Source organism: Candidatus Omnitrophota bacterium (assembly GCA_018894435.1).
In the GTDB taxonomy this organism is placed as follows: Bacteria; Omnitrophota; Gorgyraeia; order JAHIPI01; family JAHIPI01; genus JAHIPI01.
The window spans coordinates 1-21,190 of sequence record JAHIPI010000091.1; the positions used below are offsets into that span (position 1 = coordinate 1).

The 21,190-nt window shown below is 47.1% G+C and carries 20 protein-coding genes and 1 tRNA gene; all 21 read right to left on the reverse strand.

What is annotated here, in order from left to right; genetic code table 11:
* Window positions 1–600, reverse strand: a 600-nt coding sequence (locus KKI13_07790; protein ID MBU4488943.1) for a CvpA family protein, incomplete at its 3' end; no start/stop codon positions are given.
* Between the two features lie 97 nt (window positions 601–697).
* Window positions 698–1,996, reverse strand: a complete 1,299-nt coding sequence (gene mtaB / locus KKI13_07795) for a tRNA (N(6)-L-threonylcarbamoyladenosine(37)-C(2))-methylthiotransferase MtaB (GenBank protein MBU4488944.1) — start codon at window positions 1,994–1,996, stop codon at window positions 698–700.
* Between the two features lie 5 nt (window positions 1,997–2,001).
* Window positions 2,002–2,760 (reverse strand): 16S rRNA (uracil(1498)-N(3))-methyltransferase, encoded by a 759-nt coding sequence (locus KKI13_07800; protein MBU4488945.1) that lies wholly within the window; start codon window positions 2,758–2,760, stop codon window positions 2,002–2,004.
* Window positions 2,757–4,232 carry an AmmeMemoRadiSam system protein B gene (gene amrB, locus KKI13_07805; protein MBU4488946.1) on the reverse strand — a complete coding sequence of 492 codons (1,476 nt, stop codon included), beginning with the start codon at window positions 4,230–4,232 and terminating at the stop codon, window positions 2,757–2,759. Before amrB ends, KKI13_07800 begins: the two co-directional genes overlap by 4 nt.
* 121 nt (window positions 4,233–4,353) lie before the next feature.
* Window positions 4,354–4,427 (reverse strand) — tRNA-Ala (locus tag KKI13_07810).
* A gap of 5 nt (window positions 4,428–4,432) precedes the next feature.
* On the reverse strand, window positions 4,433–4,852 hold the full coding sequence (locus KKI13_07815) for a hypothetical protein (protein ID MBU4488947.1): 420 nt from the start codon (window positions 4,850–4,852) through the stop codon (window positions 4,433–4,435).
* 15 nt (window positions 4,853–4,867) lie between these two features.
* The gene (locus KKI13_07820; GenBank protein ID MBU4488948.1) at window positions 4,868–5,191 is read right to left on the reverse strand and encodes a divalent-cation tolerance protein CutA; all 324 of its coding nucleotides are present in this window, start codon (window positions 5,189–5,191) and stop codon (window positions 4,868–4,870) included.
* Window positions 5,188–6,093 carry a histone deacetylase gene (locus KKI13_07825; protein ID MBU4488949.1) on the reverse strand — a complete coding sequence of 302 codons (906 nt, stop codon included), beginning with the start codon at window positions 6,091–6,093 and terminating at the stop codon, window positions 5,188–5,190. The genes KKI13_07820 and KKI13_07825 overlap by 4 nt, the downstream gene beginning before the upstream one ends.
* Before the next feature lie 27 nt (window positions 6,094–6,120).
* On the reverse strand, window positions 6,121–6,390 hold the full coding sequence (locus tag KKI13_07830; protein ID MBU4488950.1) for a hypothetical protein: 270 nt from the start codon (window positions 6,388–6,390) through the stop codon (window positions 6,121–6,123).
* Window positions 6,308–6,631, reverse strand: a complete 324-nt coding sequence (locus tag KKI13_07835; GenBank protein ID MBU4488951.1) for a hypothetical protein — start codon at window positions 6,629–6,631, stop codon at window positions 6,308–6,310. The genes KKI13_07830 and KKI13_07835 overlap by 83 nt, the downstream gene beginning before the upstream one ends.
* Before the next feature lie 6 nt (window positions 6,632–6,637).
* Window positions 6,638–7,342, reverse strand: coding sequence for a hypothetical protein (locus tag KKI13_07840; protein MBU4488952.1), 705 nt, complete (start codon window positions 7,340–7,342; stop codon window positions 6,638–6,640).
* Window positions 7,343–7,345: 3 nt separating this feature from the next.
* Window positions 7,346–7,747: a biopolymer transporter ExbD gene (locus tag KKI13_07845; protein ID MBU4488953.1), complete on the reverse strand. Its 402-nt coding sequence runs from the start codon at window positions 7,745–7,747 to the stop codon at window positions 7,346–7,348.
* Window positions 7,737–8,369: a MotA/TolQ/ExbB proton channel family protein gene (locus KKI13_07850; GenBank protein ID MBU4488954.1), complete on the reverse strand. Its 633-nt coding sequence runs from the start codon at window positions 8,367–8,369 to the stop codon at window positions 7,737–7,739. Before KKI13_07850 ends, KKI13_07845 begins: the two co-directional genes overlap by 11 nt.
* Window positions 8,370–8,400: 31 nt before the next feature.
* The gene (locus KKI13_07855; protein MBU4488955.1) at window positions 8,401–10,869 is read right to left on the reverse strand and encodes a tetratricopeptide repeat protein; all 2,469 of its coding nucleotides are present in this window, start codon (window positions 10,867–10,869) and stop codon (window positions 8,401–8,403) included.
* 114 nt (window positions 10,870–10,983) lie between these two features.
* Window positions 10,984–13,767: an excinuclease ABC subunit UvrA gene (uvrA, locus tag KKI13_07860; protein MBU4488956.1), complete on the reverse strand. Its 2,784-nt coding sequence runs from the start codon at window positions 13,765–13,767 to the stop codon at window positions 10,984–10,986.
* A 1-nt stretch (window position 13,768) separates the two neighbouring features.
* Entirely contained in the window at window positions 13,769–15,154 is a 1,386-nt protein-coding gene (gene rimO, locus KKI13_07865; protein ID MBU4488957.1) for a 30S ribosomal protein S12 methylthiotransferase RimO, read from the reverse strand.
* A complete protein-coding gene (locus KKI13_07870; GenBank protein MBU4488958.1) occupies window positions 15,151–15,951 on the reverse strand; it encodes a DUF4115 domain-containing protein in 801 nt (266 codons plus the stop codon). The genes rimO and KKI13_07870 overlap by 4 nt, the downstream gene beginning before the upstream one ends.
* 45 nt (window positions 15,952–15,996) lie before the next feature.
* Complete coding sequence (locus KKI13_07875) at window positions 15,997–18,270, reverse strand: DNA translocase FtsK 4TM domain-containing protein (GenBank protein MBU4488959.1); 2,274 nt, start codon at window positions 18,268–18,270, stop codon at window positions 15,997–15,999.
* A 4-nt stretch (window positions 18,271–18,274) separates the two neighbouring features.
* Window positions 18,275–18,724: a dUTP diphosphatase gene (gene dut / locus KKI13_07880; GenBank protein MBU4488960.1), complete on the reverse strand. Its 450-nt coding sequence runs from the start codon at window positions 18,722–18,724 to the stop codon at window positions 18,275–18,277.
* Window positions 18,702–20,810, reverse strand: coding sequence for a polyribonucleotide nucleotidyltransferase (gene pnp, locus KKI13_07885; protein MBU4488961.1), 2,109 nt, complete (start codon window positions 20,808–20,810; stop codon window positions 18,702–18,704). The genes dut and pnp overlap by 23 nt, the downstream gene beginning before the upstream one ends.
* A gap of 54 nt (window positions 20,811–20,864) precedes the next feature.
* A complete protein-coding gene (gene rpsO / locus KKI13_07890) occupies window positions 20,865–21,134 on the reverse strand; it encodes a 30S ribosomal protein S15 (GenBank protein MBU4488962.1) in 270 nt (89 codons plus the stop codon).
* Window positions 21,135–21,190: the final 56 nt, after the last annotated feature.

The window sequence follows — 21,190 nt, forward strand, 5'->3', positions numbered from 1 at the left end:
GAGCTTGTCGCTCTTTTTCGGCTGGAACATCTTAAATTTCAGAGATTCTGCGCCTGCTAGAAGCGGAGTAATATCCACCGGTCGAGTGGAAGGAATTATGCCGACTGTCTTTTCGTACAGGGTCCTGGCCGAACGCGCGAAAAACTGCCCCGACAGCGAACCATCCTTGGCTGAATTTACGACATAACTAATGGGAATAAGAAGCAACACCAGGAATATAAAAAGAGATACCATCATTCCCTTGCAAAATCCTATAATAGGGCCGCCGAAGGCATTGATCCACTTATTAAAATTGGGAAATATTTCTACCTTTACAACCTTTTTGATAAGTCCGGTTGTAAACTGAAATAACAGATGGGCCAGAAATGCTACGGCCAAAAACGATATGATATTTGATATGTTGAGAGGGATATAAAGGTATTTTGTTATGAAGGCGGCTATTCGGGAATAAAAATGTATACTTAAAACTATAGCTATTCCCATCCCTAATATATTAAAAAGCTCAGCAAAAAAACCTCTTTGCGAGCCGACGTAAATACTTCTTAATATTATGATTAGGAATAAAACGTCTACCCAATTTACTCTACTTACCCACTCCAAAAATTATACCCCCCTTTTTACCAGCTAGTATTAGTGTGTAATATAAGGTAAGAAAGTATACCACAGGATTATATTACTGTCAAGATATGGAGGTAAATTATATGAGAGATGCAAGAGTCAGCTCTTTATCTACCTTTTGTATCCTAACCGGAATGACTTTGGATATATATCTTTCGTTCTTTTTGCCAAGTGTGCCGCCTATCAAGACATTTATATAGTGATCATCGTAACCCTTTAAAAGCCCGGTTTTTTTGTCCCTTTCGGCTTCAACCAGCACCTTTACTGTCTTGCCGTTAAATTTTTTTCGAAATTCATAAGAATACTGTTCGGCCAGGGCTTTCATAATTTTCATCCTGCCGGCCACAATATTTTTGGGGAGTTCTCCCTGCAATTTTGAGGCAGCAGTCCCTTCTCTTTTACTGTAAGGAAAGATATGGATGCGCGAGGGCCTGATCTTCGCTATAAGCTTACAGGTGTTCTGGAAATTCTTGCTGCCTTCGGATGGAAAACCTATCAATATATCGGTAGTTACGGCTATGCCCGGTATTTTGCGCCGGGCATTCTGAACTATCTTTGCGTATTCGCGAAATGTGTACGGGCGGTTCATCATCTTAAGGATATTATCGTCGCCGCTTTGAAGCGGTATATGAAGATGCTTGCATATCTTCGGCGATCTTTTTATTGCGCCGAGCAGGCCATTGTTCACATATTTAGGTTCTATTGAACTTAGGCGTATTCTGAAATCGCCTTTTATGGCGGTAAGTTTCCTAAGTAGGCTTTCTATAGATTTTTTCGGAGTATATTCCTCGCCCCACGCGCCAAGGCAGATACCGGTGAGCACTATTTCTTTGAATCCCTTTTTTAAAAGGCGCTTTGCTTCGGCTATTACCGCCTCCTCACTCCGGCTCCTCGAATAACCCCTTACAAGCGGCACCTTGCAATATGAACAAAAATTATTGCAGCCGTCCTGAATCTTAAGAAACGCCTTTGATCTGTCTTTAAAATCGGAGATGCCCGGCTCCGGATATTCTGCTGCCGGCCGTAGGCGCGGCTCAGTTTTTTTTGAATCTACGATATCTGCTATTTTATCTTTGTCTTTGTTCTTTATCATGAAGGAAATCCCGTCTATAGCGCTTATTTCGGCGCGGTCAAGCTCCACGTAGCAGCCGGTAACGACAATTTTTGCTTCGGGGTTCTGCCGATGCGCCTTTCTTATGAGGCGGCGGGATTCTTTGTCGGTCTTTTCTGTGACTGTGCAGGTGTTTATTACGTAGACATCGCATGGCCGGCTAAAATCTTTTTCTTCGTAGCCGGCTTTTATAAAATTCTCGCGGATCGATTGAGTCTCGTATTGATTGACCTTGCAGCCCAATGTATAAAAAGCGCACGTCTTCATTGGGGTCAGACCCCTGGTAGTGTTGGGGTCTGACCCCAATAAGCGTATCTCAGCATCGCGAGGGCTGCGACTGCGGCGGTATCGCTTTTTAGCACAAGATTGCCCAGCGAAACGAGAATAGCCCCTTTTTGGCGCGAGCGCGCGATCTCGTCGGGGGTAAAATCGCCTTCGGGGCCTATCAGAAGAAGTATATTTTTAGGATCTTTTGCGGAGGTTATCGCCTTGTTTAACGGAATAGTCTCTTCGGACAGACATGGCATAAGAACCATATCGTACTGCGGAAATATATCCAGCATCTCATCGAATGTATTTATTTTTTTAATCTTTGGCAGATCTCTTCTGCCGCATTGCTTCGCGGCTTCAATCGCTATTCTTTGCCATCTCTCAAGCTTGTGGCCGCCGGCGGCTTTGTCGGGGAGGACAACCGCTCGTCCCGTTTCAAGGGGAATGATCTCAAGAGCCCCAAGCTCTGTGGCCTTCTCGACAATATAATCCATTTTATCTTTTTTTATCAAGACTTGCGCGAGAGTTACGCGGACGGAAGGCTCTCGGGGAGAGGTGACAGTCCTTTCTATATTTATGATCACGCCTTTATTTTTTACGGACTCTATTCTGCCGGTATATTCCTCGCCGGAACCGTCAAAGACTGTCACCTCATCGCCTTCCTTAAGGCGCATGACGCTTGAGATGTGCCGGCTCTCTTCTTTACCGGCGTATATCTTACCATTTTTTACTGCCTCCGGCGGCACGTAAAATCTACTCATTCCTTCTCCCCGAAAACTTCAGCGGTAAAAATATAAATATCGACGTCGCCGTACTTCCACGCATCCGGCAGGAGGCCTGCTTTATGCGAGCAGAGATTAGTCATGAACTCGTCTTTAGTCCAGCCGGTTTCTGTGGCTACCTGCGGCAGGAACACTCCGCTATTAAAGCCCTTTCGCACAAGAACGCCATGAACGCCCATTTGGATTTCGTTTATGTCCTTGACCTTTTCGAGCTCCGAAAGGACTGAAATCTCTATATCTATGTCTTTCATCTCACCCAACGTTACTTTCGGAAAACGCGGGTCGCCGGTAGCTGACTCTATAGCCATATCGCGCACTGTAAGGTAAAGCGGGCCTTTCCCTATTATATTCCCTATGCAACCTCTTAGCTGGCCTTTCTTGTGCAGAGTAACAAAGCCGCCCATCTCTTTATTGAGGACAGGATCGTTTTCTTTTGCCTGAAGCACATTCCCTGTTTTGAGATAAGACTCTATGGTATCCCTTGCGATCTTAAGTAACGTTTTACGCTGTAAATCGTTAAGCATTGTTCCTCCCTTGGGTCGAGCCCCAGGCCTATCGCCGGGTACGGCGGAATCTTTATAAATAACGGCGCTGACATAACCAACAACGCTCTTCATGTCGCCGGTAATGTTGCCCGAATTTGCGTATTGGAGTATCTCTATATTACCGGCGCCTATTTTTCTTGCGGCAAGAAGTACTGTAGCAACAGGCATATAGCCACAGAATATCTGTTCGCGCTTAACTGAATTATCATAAATCTCCTTTGCGGCAAAATTCCTCAGAAGTTCCACGCTCGCCAGGTCTATTTTTCGCGCATCCCGCTCAGTATGGTAGTGGCTCATGTCGGTTGAAGCTACAATCAGAATATCGTCCCGGCCGCTCGTCATATCCGCCAAAGCGCTTGCGAGTGTTTCGCAATTTGCGAAGGAACCTCCTCCGAAGGCTATGGGAACGATCCTTGCTCCGGGCAATACCTTCTTTATAAACAATAGCTGCATCTCAACGGAATTCTCGTCTGTAAAAGCCTGAGGATAAAATGATGCCTCTTTGACACGCGCCATAAGTTTTGACGCAAAATCGGAATCTACCTCTATTGCCCCTAAAGGCGTATTGAAATAGCCGTCTTTGTAAATAGATATGCCTCTAAAAGGCGCCCTGTGGCAAAATCCCAGAAGTACCACTGTTTTATAATCGCGGCCCTGAATCGCCTTATACGCATATGCGGCAACTGGTCCCGAATATACAAGCCCTGCGTGCGGAGCGATAATAGCGACGACATCGCCTTTGACCGGACTTACCTTCGCCTCTTTTAAGTAACTGTCTAGGGTGGATGAGAGGACGCTTGAAGATGCCGGATACCATGAGCCGGCGAGGTCAGCATCTTTTACCTCCGCCGTGTGGGCGGTAAATGATACGGCTATAAATAATATGATTAAGATTATTTTTTTCATCTTTTCATTTCGGAAGAGGTGTGGTGGCCCCTCCGCGCCTATCCGCCTTCGGCGGACTTAACGGCGCTGTCCCTAACGGGACTCCCTTCGGTCGCGGAACCAAACTTTGCTTCGCAAAGTTTGGTGGAGCCGACGGGAATCGAACCCGTGACTCAGCGTTGCGAACGCTGCGTAATCCCGCTTTACTACGGCCCCTGAAATTATTTCTTAATAACCGTAAAACGCCATCTGTCTCCGGCCCTTGACCAGGCGGATGTCCTTGCGTCGCGCTGTTTAACGAGCCAGCTATACATCGCCCCGTCTTCAAACATGTCGGCCGGAATATCTATAGTGCGGACGTCCCGCTTCAATTCTACGCTATATATTCTGTTGTAATTATCTTCCGATCCTTTAAATAATTCAAAACGGTACGCCTCGCGGCCGCCGCCGGGTTTCGGAAGCGAATGCCACTCAAATGTCAGGCTGTCTTTCCCCGTAAGGTTTACTTCGTGGTCGTTTCGCGGCGAAATATACTTCACATCCGGAGTCTGAGTGCTTGAGCGCATTGCGTTTGCAAAAATAGGCGCCATAATCACTATTGCCGCCAAAATGATCGAGGCCAAAAAACATATTTTTTTCATATAACCCTCCGAATTTTACCTCACCGACTCCTTGATCCATTTTAAATAATCGCTACTCACTTCGTCAATAGAAAAAGATACTATTTCCGGCACTTCGTAACTATGCAGATCTCTTATCGCTCTATCAATCCGGCTGAAATTCTTTTTTAAGCTTTTCATTATGAGGAGCGTTTCGCCCGTCCTTTCAATATGCCCCTTCCAGCGGAATATAGACCTCGCGCCCCGTATCATATTTGCGCACGCGATAAGTTTTTTCTTTATCAATTCGCCCGCTATGCGCTCAGCCTCTTTTTCTGTAGGGCAGGCGGTAAAGATTGCGATGCATCCGGATTTTTTCATTTTGTATATTTTAACCCTGTTTTTACGGTATTGCAATGTATCGTTACGATATCTTCTATATTCTCGGCGTAGCCTCCGGCGAGCACTACCGATACGGGCACGCCGAAATTTTCCGCGGTCTCAAAAATAAATTCGTCTCTCTTCTTTAAGCCGCCCACCGTCAATGAAAGATTGCCTATCTGGTCTCCTTCGTAAGGATCGGCCCCGGCTACATAAAGTATAAGTCCGGGCTTAAAATCGCTTATTATCTTCGGTATGTGTTCGCGCAGCCTGCCAAGGTAAATCCCATCAGAAGCGTAGTCCTCCAATCCTATATCCATATCGCTTTTCGGCTTATGAAACGGGTAATTATGTTCCTGATGTATAGAAAAGGTAAAGACATCTTTGTCGTCCCAGAATATATCTGCCGTACCGTTACCCTGATGCAGGTCGCAGTCGATGACCATCGCCTTTCGGATTTTTTTCTCCGAGACCATCTTCTTTATTGCTACCGCTACATCATTTAAGACGCAAAATCCTTCGCCGTGGTCCCGAAACGCGTGATGAAATCCTCCGCCTATATGTATGCCCACACCGCCGGCAAGCGCTATTTTCGAGCTTAATATCGTGCCGCCGACGCATACATAGGAAGAACGTACGATCTCCTCTGAATACGGCAGCTCAAGTGTAAATATGTCTTCGGCGCTAAGAGTGCCGTTTTTAAGCTTGCTTACATATTCTTTAGAATGAACGAGAAGTATGTCGTCATCGGATGCCGGCAGGGCAAATTCAAAATCACCCTCGCCGAGGACCTTCTCTTCCACAAGGCGAGCGCGTATCAACCGGTATTTCTCCGTAGGGAACACATGTGCCCCTATGTCCACTTCGTATTCGTCTGAATAGACGACTTTGTTTTTACCCATAGGCTTTGTAAAATATATTACCGTATCTTAATTCAGCTCGCCTATCATCTTATCAACGGCATTCGTCATCAGCCCCCAGTGCTCTTGGCTGTGAACGGCGAATTTCTGCTTCCTGCGCCAGCCGCCGTCCGGTTTCTTCTGCCAGAGATAAAAACACAATTGCTTTCTCCCCCACGACTCCACTAATACAACAGCCGACCACCAGCCGAATTTTTTATTTACTGTCACCGACTGCAGCACCTTTAGCGGGGAAGCTATCGGTATGAGCTCGTCCTTTATTACGTTTGGATCCGTCATCTTGCCCTCCCTCTTTTTTGCGTTCGTTGAGACTTTGGCACAACGGACATTTGGATATATTGCTGTTTATACTATCTACATATGTATGAGTGCATATGCTGCACTGCCATACATAAAATTTTTCCTCGCCGAAACTTGGAAGCTTTGTCTTCTCCTCAAAAAATATCCATAAAAGGAAAACGCCTATTACGGAAAAGAGAAGGTACAGAAACACCGCTTGTGATATATCCAGCTTTATCATAACGCGCTATTCCCTCGACAAAACTATCCTGGCCACGCCCCATTGCTCATTTTGGGTACTCGTTCCTAACGGCGTGAATTTCCAGTTTTTCAGGTACCTTATTCCCAGAAGGTCCGCGTCGGCATTACCCGAAGAGACGAGCGGTATTATTTCCTGGACATCCCCCTGAGGTGATACGGAAAATTTCAATTCCATATTAAAAGGCGCGGCGCCTGAAATAGGCTCGGGCACACGCGGTTTCTCAGGCTTATAAAAGACCTCTCTTGACGCTACGTCCCCCGAGATCTCACCTTCTTTTTGCCGAGCCGCACGCTTTGACTTCTTGGGGTGCCTCGTGAATGCCGGCACCTCTTTAGTTTCGCGAAAAGATATGCCGAGTGATTCGCCTATCTTCTCCTCACTTTTTTTCGCCATATCCATCGCGGCTTTATCTTGAACAGGGACTTCTTTCATCCATGTACGGATCTCGGGCGCTATCTTATTATTAACCTCATAATCTGTCCTCACCGCAACCGGTTTATTGGCCATCATTATATCAAGCGCTGTCTTTTCTAATATAGGCCCCAAAAACGAAATGGCGGTGAGCTCTCTCATCTTGTACCCGCCGGGTAACGCTACTATATTCACGGCGCTTATAGCTACGATGTGCCACAAAACTGATATAGCAAGCGCTATGCCGAAAGCCCTATTCACAAAAGTCAATCTATTCACGCGCTATTTGATCTCCTGCGAGGTTGCGATGTTTATCTGCGTAATACCCGCATCCCGGCACATGTCCCATATCTCCACTATCTTCCCCATAGAAGCGCGCCTGTCGGCTTTGATTAAAAGTGGTTTCTTTTCTTTTGCGGCAATCCTGAGCCTTGAGTCGAGTTCTTTAGTCGTGATGGCGCGCTCGTTAAGGTAGACCATATCGGAGCCGGTTATGAGTATTATGAGGCTCTTTTCATGAAGCACCTCGCTCGTAACGGCCTTTGGCAGGTTTACCTTTATGCCCGGCTGCACTATAAAACTGGACGTCAGCATAAAGAAGATAAGGAGCTGGAAGACTACGTCGATAAGCGGCGCGATATCTATCTGGCCCTTTACGATCTCTGTCCTGCGTTTAAACCTCATACCTGTCACCCCTTGTCGTAAGTATATTCATAAGTTCGGTTGCGGCCTTTTCCATTTCAAGCACAAAATTGTCCACCCGGCTTACCAGATAGTTATACGCAACATATGTCGGGATAGCCACTATGAGTCCGGCCACGGTAGTAATAAGCGCTTCCCATATTCCGCCGGCTAAATCTCCTGGGTTTATGGGATTTAGCGACGTGGACTTCTCCTGTATTAGCTGGAAACACTTGACCATGCCGGTAACCGTACCCAAAAGCCCCAAAAGCGGCGAGATATGCGCTATGGTAGCAAGCGCGCTCAGATTCTTTTCGAGCCTCGGCACCTCATGAATACCGGCATCTTCTATCGCCTCTCTTATTTCGTTGCGAGGCCTGTCGTGCTTCAAAATGCCCGCTTTCATTATCTGGGCGATAGGGCCCGGAGTATTATTGCACATCTCTATCGCTTCCATAATCTTATTGCGTTTTAAAGTGTTCGCGATTTTGTTCATAAAATCTACGGTATCTATTTTTGCCCTGTAGAGATGCCATGCCCTCTCCAAAAGTATCGCGAACGCGAATATGGAGCAAAGGATTATAGGCCACATCACCGGGCCGCCTTTTTGGATCATGTCCCACATTTATTTATCCCCCTTTTCGTTTATATACGAATTATTGCGTTTTGCCCCCAAACCACGAAAGTCTCTCCTTGGCATATACCCCCTCCTCGGTAGGTTCCTTGGCAAGGCGCTCGTACATTCTCCTCGCTTTTTCTATTTCGTTATTTTTTTCAAATATCTGCGCGCAGCGGAACTCTGACTTTATCCCCCAGAATTTAGCGGACGGATAAAGATACGAAACCTTCAGGTATTCTTCTATTGCCTCTTTGGATTCACCGTCCCCGTCAAGACACTCCGCTATACGGTAATGGATTTCGGCATTCATTTCGCTGTCTTCTTCGGTAAGCGCTTTTCTGTAATGGGCTATGGCCATCTTGTAGGAACGCACACTTTTAAGCGCCCCACCAGCCTCTTTGTGCGCGACCCTCGCAAAGGCACTTTTTGGGTAACTATAGGCGAGCTGTTCAAATTTACGAAGGCCGCCGTTTATGTCTCCCGCCTCTACCAATATCTCGCCCATTTTGAGAATCGATTTTGGGGCAAGGTCGCTTTCGGGATATTTTGCCGGTATGACGGCAAGTTCCTGAAGCGCCGATACCCTGTCGCCTCTTTTATAAAGTGCGCTTGCCTTCCAGTAAGCGGCGTCATCGGCTATCTTGCTATATGGAAAGTCTGTATATACTTTACTGAAATACGCGTAGGCCTTGGGGTAATCGCCGGAATTATAGAAACGCTCGGCAAACCAGAAAAGTATCTGGGCGCTGAGTTCCGTATCGGGGTAGATCTTAAGAAAGCGTGTGAATTCGGATGTCGCCTCTTTTACGTTCCCCTCCTGATAATAACACCATCCTATCTGATACATCGCTATCTTTACAAGTTCCGGGTCTTTCGCCTGTTTAAGAAGCTGTCGAAAATAGCTAAGCCCATCTTTATAACGGGCAGAATTATACAACGAGCTTCCTATATAAAAAAGGGCCCATTCCTTCTTGTCGCTTTCCGGAAATTCATTGGTAAAATCTACGAAATTTTTGGCTGAGGCGGAATAGTCGCCTTTTGCGAAAAATGCCATCGCGAGTTGGAACTTCGCCCTTTCGCGGATTTCGCTGTGCGGGTAATTTATAAAGAGCGACTGGAAGGAAAGTATCGCGGAATCATATTTTGCCTCTGCATAAAAGATGTCGCCTATTTTATATTGGGCGTAGGAGGCATACGGATTATCCGGATATTTTTCTAAAATCGTATCGTAAGCGCCGCTCGCTTCGCTGTATTTTTTCTGAGCTGAATAGATATCCCCCAGCCTCAAAAGTGAATTTACTCTTAATGCGGGATTGCCGGATCTTCTGGACAATTCCTTAAATATCTCGACTGCCACGTCATGCCTATTATCCTTCATATAGATCAAACCTAGATTATAGCGGATTTCATCGCTGAGAGAGGCATCCGTCACGGCTTCTATTGCTTCCTTATATAGCCTCTCGGCTTCTTCGGGCTTTCCCAGCTTGACAAACATCTCGGCCTTCCAGAGCCGGGCGTCATCATGCCATTCGGATGACGAGTATTCATCGATCAGCATGTTATAATCAAGAAGCGCCTCCTCATTCCTATTCAGGGTATCGAATGCCCTTGCCCTGCCGAAAAGTGCGGTAGCGCGCAAGTCGTCATCTTTAGAATCGTTCAGGCATTTATTAAAATAAACTATTGCTTCGCCGGCATTGCCGTTCTTTAGATAAGCGAGGGCCAATTTACATTCCGCATATTGCAGCCAATCGGCAGCGCCGGCACAATCGATTGCCTTTTTAAAATCAGATACCGCGCTCGCGAAATCCCCTTTTTTATAATAGATTTCGCCTCTCATGTAATGGACCTTACCTATTTCCGAAGAAAGCGGAAAATGGCCGATAAAGAGGCCTATCTCATTCTCGGCCTCTTCTGTCTGATTATTCTGGAAGAATATATCGCAGATCATATAGCGGGCCTTCGGACTAAGCGTATTATGCGGGAATTTTGACGCCATCTCCTTAAAAGCGCTTATGGCGTGCTCGTTCTCCCCCATTTTATGATAGCACCACCCCTTTGAATAGTAAGCGTATACTATATATGAAGAGGCGGGATATATATCGATAAGTTTTTGATAATATTCAAGCGCTCTTGCGTAGTCGCCAATAGCGAAATGCGTCTCGGCAAGCCAATATACGGCTTCGTCCGAAAAAGCAGCGCTGTCCGGCTTTTCGAGTATATATTCAAATTCGTATCTGGCTCTCTCCAGCTTATTAAGCTTAAAATACGATCTTCCGAGATAAAGATGGGCAGGTACAACCTCTTTTGAGGCGGGATAATTGCCAATAAAAATGATCAGTCTATCTTTTGCGATATCGTAAAACTCATCTTCAAATGCCTGCCTCGCGAAAAGAAAGTCCTTCTCTTCGCTGGAAAAAGCTATACCTTGACCGAGGGGTGATAAAAATGCGCATGAGCACATAAGTAGTATAATTATAGTATAATATGCCCTATGTGTTCCCATTGTATTCTCATGCCGTAATTGGTTGGTAGTTGGGTATTATAGCAGGGTTATATTACCAATTCAAGCTATTTTTGCGATATGCATATTAAGGAAAGGATATCTGTTGCGCTGAGACTAAACTAACAGCTTTTTGAGGTATTGGCCTGTATATGAGCGGCTGTTATTCGCGACTTCTTCAGGCGTACCCGAGGCAACGACCCTGCCTCCCTCGTCTCCGCCTTCGGGCCCGAGGTCTATGATATAATCGGAACTCTTTACCACATCCAGGTTGTGCTCTATCACGACGACAGTATTTCCGGCATCCGCTAGCGCCTGAAGGACTTTCAAAAGCCGGTCTATATCGGCGAAATGAAGGCCGGTTGTCGGCTCGTCCAATATATAAAGCGTCTTTCCTGTCGCCCTGCGCGAAAGCTCAGAGGAAAGTTTTATCCTTTGCGCCTCTCCGCCGGATAGTGTCGTTGCCGATTGGCCCAGGCGTATATAACCAAGGCCTACATTGTGAAGCGTCTCAAGTTTAGCCTTCACAGCCGGTATGTTCTTGAGCACATCCAGCGCCTGTTCCACGCTCATCTCAAGGACATCCGAAATTGAATAGCCCTTATATTTTACTTCCAGTGTCTGCTCGTTAAAGCGCTTGCCCTTACAGGCCTCGCACGTCACATAAACGTCCGGCAGAAAATGCATCTCGATCTTTTTTATACCGTCGCCCGCGCAGGCCTCGCACCTTCCCCCCTTTACGTTAAAACTGAACCTGCCCGGCCTATACCCTCTAATCTTCGACTCAGGAAGCCGGCTGAAGAGATCGCGTATGGGGCTGTAAGCGCCTGTATATGTGGCGGGGTTTGAGCGCGGCGTCCGCCCTATGGGCGACTGATCTATGACGATTACCTTGTCTATATTTTCGACACCAAGGATCGCTCTGTGCTTGCCGGGTTTTAATTTTGCCCTGTATATCTTTTTTGCAAGCGCGCGGTATAATATCTCGTCTATAAGCGTACTTTTACCGGAACCGGATACCCCGGTAATCGCGACAAAAAGTCCGAGTGGGATCTTTACATCTATATTCTTAAGGTTATGCTCACAGGCGCCGATTATAGTTATAGCCTTCTTGGGTTTTTGACGCCTTCGCATTTTCGGTATTTCTATCTGAAGTTCGCCGTTTAAGTACTGCGCGGTAAGTGATTTTTTGTTTTTGAGTATTTCTTTTAGCGCGCCGGCGGCCACTATTTCCCCGCCCGCCTCTCCGGCGCCCGGGCCAAGGTCTACGATATAATCGGCCTTTCTTATTGTAGCCTCGTCATGCTCTACGATAATAAGAGTATTGCCGAGATCGCGAAGGGCCGTGAGAGTATCCAGCAATTTTGAATTGTCCCTCTGATGCAGCCCTATGCTCGGCTCATCAAGTATGTAAAGGACTCCTACAAGCCCCGCTCCTATCTGCGTCGCGAGGCGTATCCTCTGCGCTTCTCCGCCGGAGAGTGTCGAGCTTACACGGTCAAGCGTAAGATAATCAAGCCCGACATCCGACATGAACCGGAGGCGCATCTTTACCTCCTTGACCGCCTCCCTGCTTATAAACATATCTTCTTTGCTCAATTTTAAATTACCGAAGAATCGCGCCGCTTCGGTAATGGACATCTTGGTAATGTCCATAATATTTTTATTTCCTATTGTGACCGAGAGGCTTTCTTTCTTAAGCCGGGCGCCATTGCATTTCGGGCATGGCTGCTCGCTCATAAACTTATTTATCTCTGTCTTTATATATTCGCTTTTCGTCTCTACAAAACGCCGTTCAAGATTCGGTATCACCCCTTCAAAGTATCCGCCCCTATCCTGATCGCCGTACAGTATTACGTCTTTTGTTTCTTTTTTTAAATCTTTAAAAGGCGTATGCGCGTCAAAGTTGTAATCGCCGGCGACGGAGCGGAGAAGCCTCCGGTAATAAAGTATAAGCCCCCTTCCGCCCTTTTTCCACGGCAGTACCGCTTCCAAAAGCGGCCTGGATTTGTCGGGGGCGATAAGGTCCGGGTCTATTTCCATTTTATTACCCAGGCCGCCGCAAGAGGCACATGCGCCATACGGCGAATTAAAAGAGAACATGCGCGGCGCCAGTTCTTCGTAGCTTATGCCGCAGTCGGCACAGGCATACAGCTCGCTGAAAAGCACATCGTCTTTGGGCGAGTTTTCATATACGATCAAAGACCCTCTTCCGATTTTAAGCGCCGTCTCTACGGAATCTGTCAGCCGCCTCGAAGCGTCCTTTTTGACTGCCAATCTGTCAACTACTGCTTCGACCGAATGTTTTTCGTTCTTTGCAAGGCGTATATCTTCGTCGAGCTCTCTGATCTTTCCGTCAACGCGGGCGCGGACAAAGCCTTCTTTTCGTATTTCGTCAAATATATCCTTATGCTCGCCTTTTTTGCCTTTTATTCTCGGGGCGAGGATCACTATGTTTTTGCCGCTCTTTGAATTCATTATGCTTTCCACTATCCGCGCGGCATCCTGCCTCGTTATCTCTTTTCCGCATTTATAGCAATGCGTTTTTCCAACGCGCGCGAAAAGGAGGCGGAGATAATCGTATATCTCGGTGGCTGTTCCGACGGTAGAGCGCGGGTTTGATCCGGCGCTCCGTTGCTCTATGCTTATGGCGGGCGAGAGGCCTTCTATATATTCGACATTCGGCTTTTGCAGTTGTTCCAGGAATTGGCGGGCGTAGCTTGAGAGGCTTTCAACGTAGCGGCGCTGGCCTTCGGCGTAAATGGTGTCAAAGGCAAGCGACGACTTTCCGGAACCGCTCAAGCCTGTTACGACAACGAGCTTGTTGCGCGGTATCCTGACGTCGATGTTCTTGAGGTTATGCTCCCTCGCGCCTTTTACAAATATATATTCTTTTTCCATGTTATTCTAGCGCTTCTCCCATCAAATCATATTCTAGCGTGCCGGTAATCTTTACTTTTGCGAAGTCGCCGGGCTTTAGTCCGCGGCCCTTCACGAATACTTCGCCGTCTACTTCCGGGGCGTCGCCTTCGGTCCTGCCGATATACGAGTCCTCGGCATCCTCGTCTTTTTCATCAATAAGGACATCTATGGTCTTGCCTAAAAAAGACCTGTTTATGTCCTCCGCTATATCCCTTTGGAGCGACATAAGGGTATTGAAACGCTCTAACTTTATTTTTTCGCTTATCTGATCCTTGTAGCTGTAAGCCGGCGTCCCTTCTTCTCTTGAATATGTAAAAACACCCAGGCGCTCAAATTTCACATCTTTTATAAAATCGACCAGCTCCTTGAATTCCTTTTCGGTCTCGCCCGGAAAACCCACAATAATAGAACTGCGCAGCGTAACGCCCGGAATAGCCTTTCTTATTTTTTCTATGATGCCGCATATATCTCGTTTTGACATGTGCCGGTTCATCGCTTTAAGGATCCTGTCGTTTATATGCTGCACTGGCAGGTCTATATACTTGCAAAGCGATTTCTCGTCGGCAAAAAGGGATATCAGGCTGTCGTCTATGTGGGACGGGTAGGTGTATAAAAGCCTTATCCAGCGTTTGTACTTATTGAATGCGCAGAGCTGCTTAAGAAGTTTGTTAATTGTACACCTACGCGGTGTGTCTGCACACCGCGTAGGTGTAAGATCGGTGCCGAAGAGCGTCGTATCCTGCCCTACCAGGTTTATTTCCGATATATGCGCGCGCCGAGAGGCATCTTCTACCTCGCGAAGGACCGATTCCAAGGGCCTGCTACGGTAATCGCCTTTTATATCGGGGATAACGCAAAAACTGCATCTATTCCGACAGCCCTCCGATATCTTAACATACATATAATGAGGCGGCGTTATTTTGACTCGCGGATGTGTGTGACTGTAAATGAAAGAATGGGTTTTGGATATTTCCGATACGGCTTCTTTATTATTCAACTTGCCGATAAGCGCGCCGATTTTTTCAATATCTCCGCATCCGATAAAGCCGTCGACTTCCGGCATATCCTTCATGAGGGCGTTGCCGTATCGCTCGGCAAGGCAGCCGGCAACGATGACCTTTGATAAACGGCCTTTCTTCTTGAGGTCTATCACCTCAAGGATCATGTCTATGGATTCCCGCTTAGCTTCATCTATGAAGGCGCATGTATTTATTATACCGATGTCAGCTTCGACGAGCTCCGAAATCTGGAAACCATTATCCTCCAGTATGCCGAGCAATATTTCCGAATCTACGAGGTTACGCGGGCAGCCAAGGCTTATTATTCCGACCTTTGTCTTATGTATAGAGGGGCACTGAGGCTTCATTTTGGTTCAAGGTCTACGCCTTCGTGAGTAATGCGGATGTTGCGCGTGGGGCTCTTGGAAAAATCGATATCTTTTCCGTTTACGTTCATCTTCAATGCTTCGGGCTTTCCTATTTCGTCCAATTTTATCTCTTTTTCCGCCCTCCACGTCTCTTTTGATTTCTTGGAAAGGATATTATGAAACGCGACCTTACCGTCCACTGTGACTTTGAGCCAAACGTCATTGGAGGCATTTAGGGTAAGCGTTAATGCTTTCTGTTTTGGTATGGGCATTATCTTCTCCGACGCTGTTTGTGCCTTTAGCGCAACCGGTTTGGGGGGTTCTTTTTTTATCTTTGAAAAAGTATTTTTGGCAAATTGGCTTATCTTTATCGTACCGAATATTAAAATAAAAAATGAGACAATAATTGCCGCTATCATCATTACTGCACGGAGTAATTCGGCGTCGTTCTTTTTGGAAGCCGGTTTCTTCTGGCCGTCCATGGACTGCTGTGGATTGCTGCCGGGTGCGACAGCATGTTTTTTTAAACTATCCTCCTCCAAAATAGCAACGGCATCCAGCCCCAGGAAAGTAGCATAATTTTTTAGAAAGGCCCTCACATAGGTCCCGCCCAATTTATCTTCAAGCTGGCCTTTTTCGAGCGCCTCAAGGGTTTTAGGGTGTATTTTGATTATCCTGTAGACATCATCAAGTGAAAGCCTCTTATTTTCGCGCGCGGATTTCAGCCTCTCGCCGATCGTCCCCATCACGAGCTGCGAACTCATATTGCCGTCTCCCGGTTTCTTAAGTTTCACCATATAAGCTCCTACAGCAAGTAGGGGAGGTTTAAACCTCCCCTACTACTATTCAGTTTTGTCCGCATCCGCGGAACTCACGCCATTCACCAATATTTCCCGCGGTTTAGAGCCTCGATAAGGCCCGACGATACCTTCGTCTTCCATGGCGTCTATAAGCCGCGCGGCCCTTGTGTAACCTAGCCCAAGTTTCCTCTGTAGTATTGAAACCGATGCCTGCTTTGTCCCAAGTATCGTCTTTACGGCTTCGTCGAAGAGTTCGTCTTTCTCAAACACCTTTCCCGCCGCTCTTTTCTCCTGCACCAAAAGGACGCTTTCGTCATAGATCGTCTCTCTCTGCGATTTTATAAAACTGACTATGCGCTCTATTTCGCTGTCGCTTATAAGAGAGCCCTGCGCCCTCACCGGCCTTGCCGCGCCCGGCTCTATAAAAAGCATGTCTCCCCTGCCTAAAAGTTTATCCGCGCCGTTCATGTCAAGGACTGTCCTCGAGTCCACCTTTGAGGCGACTTTAAACGATATCCTCGCCGGGAAATTTGCCTTTATGACGCCTGTTATGACATCAACTGACGGCCTCTGCGTAGCGAGTATGAGGTGTATGCCTACCGCGCGCGAAAGCTGCGCAAGGCGTGTGATGGCATTTTCTATAACGTCCTTGGAGACGACCATAAGATCGGCCAATTCATCTATTATCACGATTATAAACGGCAGCCTTTCTAAAGGCCCGCCTCCCTCATCAAGATATTTATCTTTGCCGTTTTCTACCTTTTCGTTAAATAGAGCTATATTCCTTGCTCCTATTTTGGCAAGAAGTTTATATCGCCTCTCCATCTCGTTGACAACCCAGCCGAGTGATGCGGCCGCCTTTTTGGCGTCTGTCACGACAGGGCACAATAAATGCGGGATGCCGTTAAAGACCGCGAGTTCCACCATCTTTGGGTCCACCATAACAAACTTTACTTCTTCCGGCGGCATACTGTAAAGAAGGCTCATTATAAGGCAGTTCACGCATACGGTCTTACCGGAGCCTGTGGTGCCGGCTATCAATAGATGCGGCATATCCGTCAAATCTGCGATCACGGGCTTACCTGCTATGTCTTTGCCGAGTGAGAGCGATAATTTAGACGTCGACTTTCTGAATTCGTCGGAGTCGAGTATCTCCCTGAAATAAACTATACTTGAGGTGGAATTCGGCACCTCGAATCCCACGGTACCTTTGCCCGGAATAGGCGCCACAATCCTTACGCTCTGCGCTTTCATGGCAAGCGCTATATTATCGCTTAATGCGGTAATCCTTGCTATCTTCACGCCCGGAGCCGGTTCAAGCTCGTACCTGGTTATAACAGGCCCCTGCTCCACCCTGACGACTTTTGCTTCAATATCAAAATCCGCTAAAGTATCTTCCAGTATCTCGGAATTTATCTGCAGGTCTTCTTTAATTTTTCTCGCTTCTATCGGAGGCGGCGAATCCAAAAGGTCAATTGACGGCAGCTTGTACTCGCGGGCGGACTTTGGCTGCGTGACTTTTATGGCCGCGGGCTTAACGGAAGGCTTTATTTTCGATTCTTTTTCCGTCTTGTGGATCGCGTATTCTACTTCTCTCGCCTTTGGCATGGCTGTTTCTTTCCATACCGGCTGCTTGGGTGGTTTTTCCGGCTCCTTTATAGCCGCCCTTTTCACAGGTGTAACCCTTATTACCGCTTCTCTTATCCTATCCTTTAATCTTGCCGCAGATATACCGGCAACGCGCGATTTAAGCCTCTTTAAGAAATCTGCCGCGATGCTGTGGATCTTAAGGAAAATAGGAAATATCATAAATTCTGTGGCAAGTACCAGCGAAAGCACAAAAAGCGAAAAGAGTATAACGTATGAACCTATGGGGCCGAAATACCTAAGGAGCAGTTTAGATAGAAAGAATCCGACGGTACCGCCTGTCCTGAATTCTTCTATTGAAGCCCCCCTCATAACGATACTTGCGAGAGAACTCGTGGTCAATATGAGTATTATTGTACCTGCCACGCGGCCGTGCGGCTTCTGCTCTTGGGCGCCTACAAGCCTATTGATGCCCCATATAAAAAAAAGCGCCGTAACCGCATAGGCGGATATTCCCATGAGGAAAAAAAGGATTCCGCTCGTCCATGCCCCCAGAAAACCGCACAGATTCCTGACGGGGGCATTGGGATGAGAAGTAAAAAGCGAGATATCGCTTGGATTGAATGTCAAAAGGCTGAGGAGGATAAATATTCCCGCGGTGAGAAAGAGTATCGCCTCTATTTCGCTTCTCTTTTCTTTGGGGAGTTTTTGCGCTTTATTTTTTCGCATCTTTCTACCTTGCGCCCGTGTGGCCGAATCCGCCGTGTGAACGGGCCGTATCACTCAATTCGTCTGAGAGTTCCATTTGGGCGCGTATTGATTCTTTGAAGACCATTTGCGCAATCCTGTCGCCGCGCTTTATGGTATAAGGATCTCTGCCGAGATTCGTAATGATTATCGAAACAAGGCCTCTATAATCGGAGTCAATCGTGCCTGGTGAGTTGACTATGGATATGCCGTGCTTGAGCGCCAAACCGCTTCTTGGCCGTATCTGGGCTTCATATCCGGGCGGTATGGCGAGATAAAAGCCGGCAGAGATAAGTTTTATATCGCCCGGGCTGATAACCGCTTCGCCGTCTACTGCAGCGTATATATCCATGCCGCTTGAGCCATTCGTCGCGTAATGCGGCAACGGCAGGTCCCTAGCGTTCGCGTCTTGTTTAACCTTTACTTTTATCACTATCCGCTTCGCTTTTAAGCGCTTTTTTACGGCTCAGATTTAGTCTGCCCTTTTCGTCTTTTTCTACCAGCTTAACAAGAAATTCGTCACCTACCTTGATTTCCTTGCTGGCGTCTTTTATAAAATGATCCGACAATTCGGAAACGTGGCACAGGCCTTCTTTGCCCGGCATGATCTCACAAAACGCGCCGAACTCCATAACGCGCTTCACCTTGCCCATGTATATCTTTCCGATCTCCGGCTCTGCGGTGATACTGGCTATGATATCAAGCGCCTTCTGCAGGGCTTCTCCGTCCGCAGAGGCTACTTGAATCGTTCCGTCATCCTCTACATCAATGGTCGCGCCCGTGTCTTCTATTATCTTGCGGATGACTTTGCCGCCGGAGCCGATGACATCTTTTATCTTTTCGACCGGTATCTTGATCGTCTTTATGCGGGGCGCAAAAGAGGATATGTCCTCTCTCGGTTTCCCAATAGCGGCGTCAATCTTTTCAAGTATTTCCATGCGCGCCTTATACGCCTGGGCCATGGCGTTTTTTATCATCTCAATGTTTATTCCGTCGATCTTGAGGTCGAGCTGCACCGCTGTTATGCCATCTCTGGTTCCCGCAACTTTAAGGTCCATGTCGCCGAAATGGTCCTCGAGTCCGCCTATATCCGTAAGTATTATGTGTTTATTTCCTTCCTCTACCAGCCCCATCGCTACGCCGGCAACGGATTTGGTTATCGGAACTCCGGCATCCATCAGCGCCAATGTCCCTGCGCACACAGTGGCCATACTGCTTGATCCGTTAGACTCAAGTATGTCAGAAACTAACCTGACCGTGTATGGGAATTTATCTTTGGACGGCATCACCGGCTTAAGCGCTCTCTCCGCAAGCGCGCCGTGTCCTATCTCGCGCCTGCCCGGGCCTCTTACGGGTTTTACCTCACCCACGCTGAACGGAGGGAAATTGTAATGCAGCATAAAGCTCTTGGAACTCTCGCCTTCTAAGGATTCTATGGTCTGTTCGTCCGCGCTCGTGCCAAGCGTGGTAACCGCAAGACTCTGCGTCTGGCCGCGTGTAAAAAGGCCTGAGCCGTGCGTCCTGGGAAGTAATCCCACTTCACATGTTATCGGCCTTATTTCTGCCTTATTTCTGCCGTCCACTCTTCGGTCGCCTTCAAGCATGGCCTTTCGCACGATCTCTTTCTCGAGCTTGACAAGAGCAAGCTTGACCTGAAGCTCGGTGTAGCCGGTTTCTTCTGTGACAAGTTTCTCCAGCACTTCTTTTTTTATAGAATCAAGGGCCTCTTCTCTCTTTTCCTTGACAGGGATATTTACCAGGTCCTTTATTTTATTCAGAGAAGCTTCTTTTACCTTTTCTTCCACTGCGGGATCTATTGTCAAAAGATCTATTTTTCTCTTTTTCTGGCCCACTTCCTTCATCATCTTCTTCTGCAGTTCCACGAGATCTTTGATGTATTTCAGGGAAAATTTAATGCCCTCAAGGACAATGTCTTCCGCGAGCTCGTGTACTCCGGCCTCTACCATTATGACTTTATCACCGTTACCGGTCACTACCAAGTCCAGCGTGCTTGAATTAAGCTCCTCAAAGGTGGGATTCAGGACAAACTTATTGTCGATCATGCCGACCCTGACAGCCGCTATCGGTCCGTTAAAAGGTATGTCAGAAATAGATAGCGCCGCCGAAGCGCTGGTTACCGCCAAGACATCGGAATCATTTTCGGCATCGGATGACAACACCATACTCATGATCTGAAGTTCATTCGTAAAACCATCGTCGAATAAAGGGCGTATTGGCCTGTCTATTAATCTGGCTGTCAATATCTCTTTTTCGGTCGGCCGGCCCTCGCGCTTAAAAAATCCGCCGGGTATCCTTCCGGAAGCATACGTCTTTTCCTGGTATTCTACCGTCAACGGGAGAAAATCAACTCCGGCGCGTGGATTTTTGGAGCAGACCGCAGTTGTGAGCAAAAGCGTATCTCCAAGCCGCATAGTAACTGCGCCGTCAGCCTGCTTCGCGAGCCTGCCCGTCTCTATAATAAGGCGTTTACCGCCTAATTCTAATTCAAATTTCTTAGACATTTTTACTCCCTTTGTAGTAGCGGAGGTTTAAACCTCCGCTACCGTGTAGTTACGTTATTTACGCAGCTCTAATTTATCTATTATGGCTTTGTACTTCGGGGCATCATGCTTCTTAAGATAATCTAAGAGCCTGCGCCGCTTGCTAACGAGTTTCAGAAGGCCTCTCCTGGAATTATGATCTTTCTTATGGAGCTTAAAGTGCCCCGTAAGATTGTTGATCCTTTCCGTGATGATGGCTATCTGAACCGACGGGGACCCCGTATCCGTAGCATGCGCTTCATATTCCTTTATTAATGTTGTCTTTGTTTCCTTCTTGATACTCAACACGCACCTCCTAATTATTCGTATTTGTAGTCATATTATAGCAAGATATAGGTATT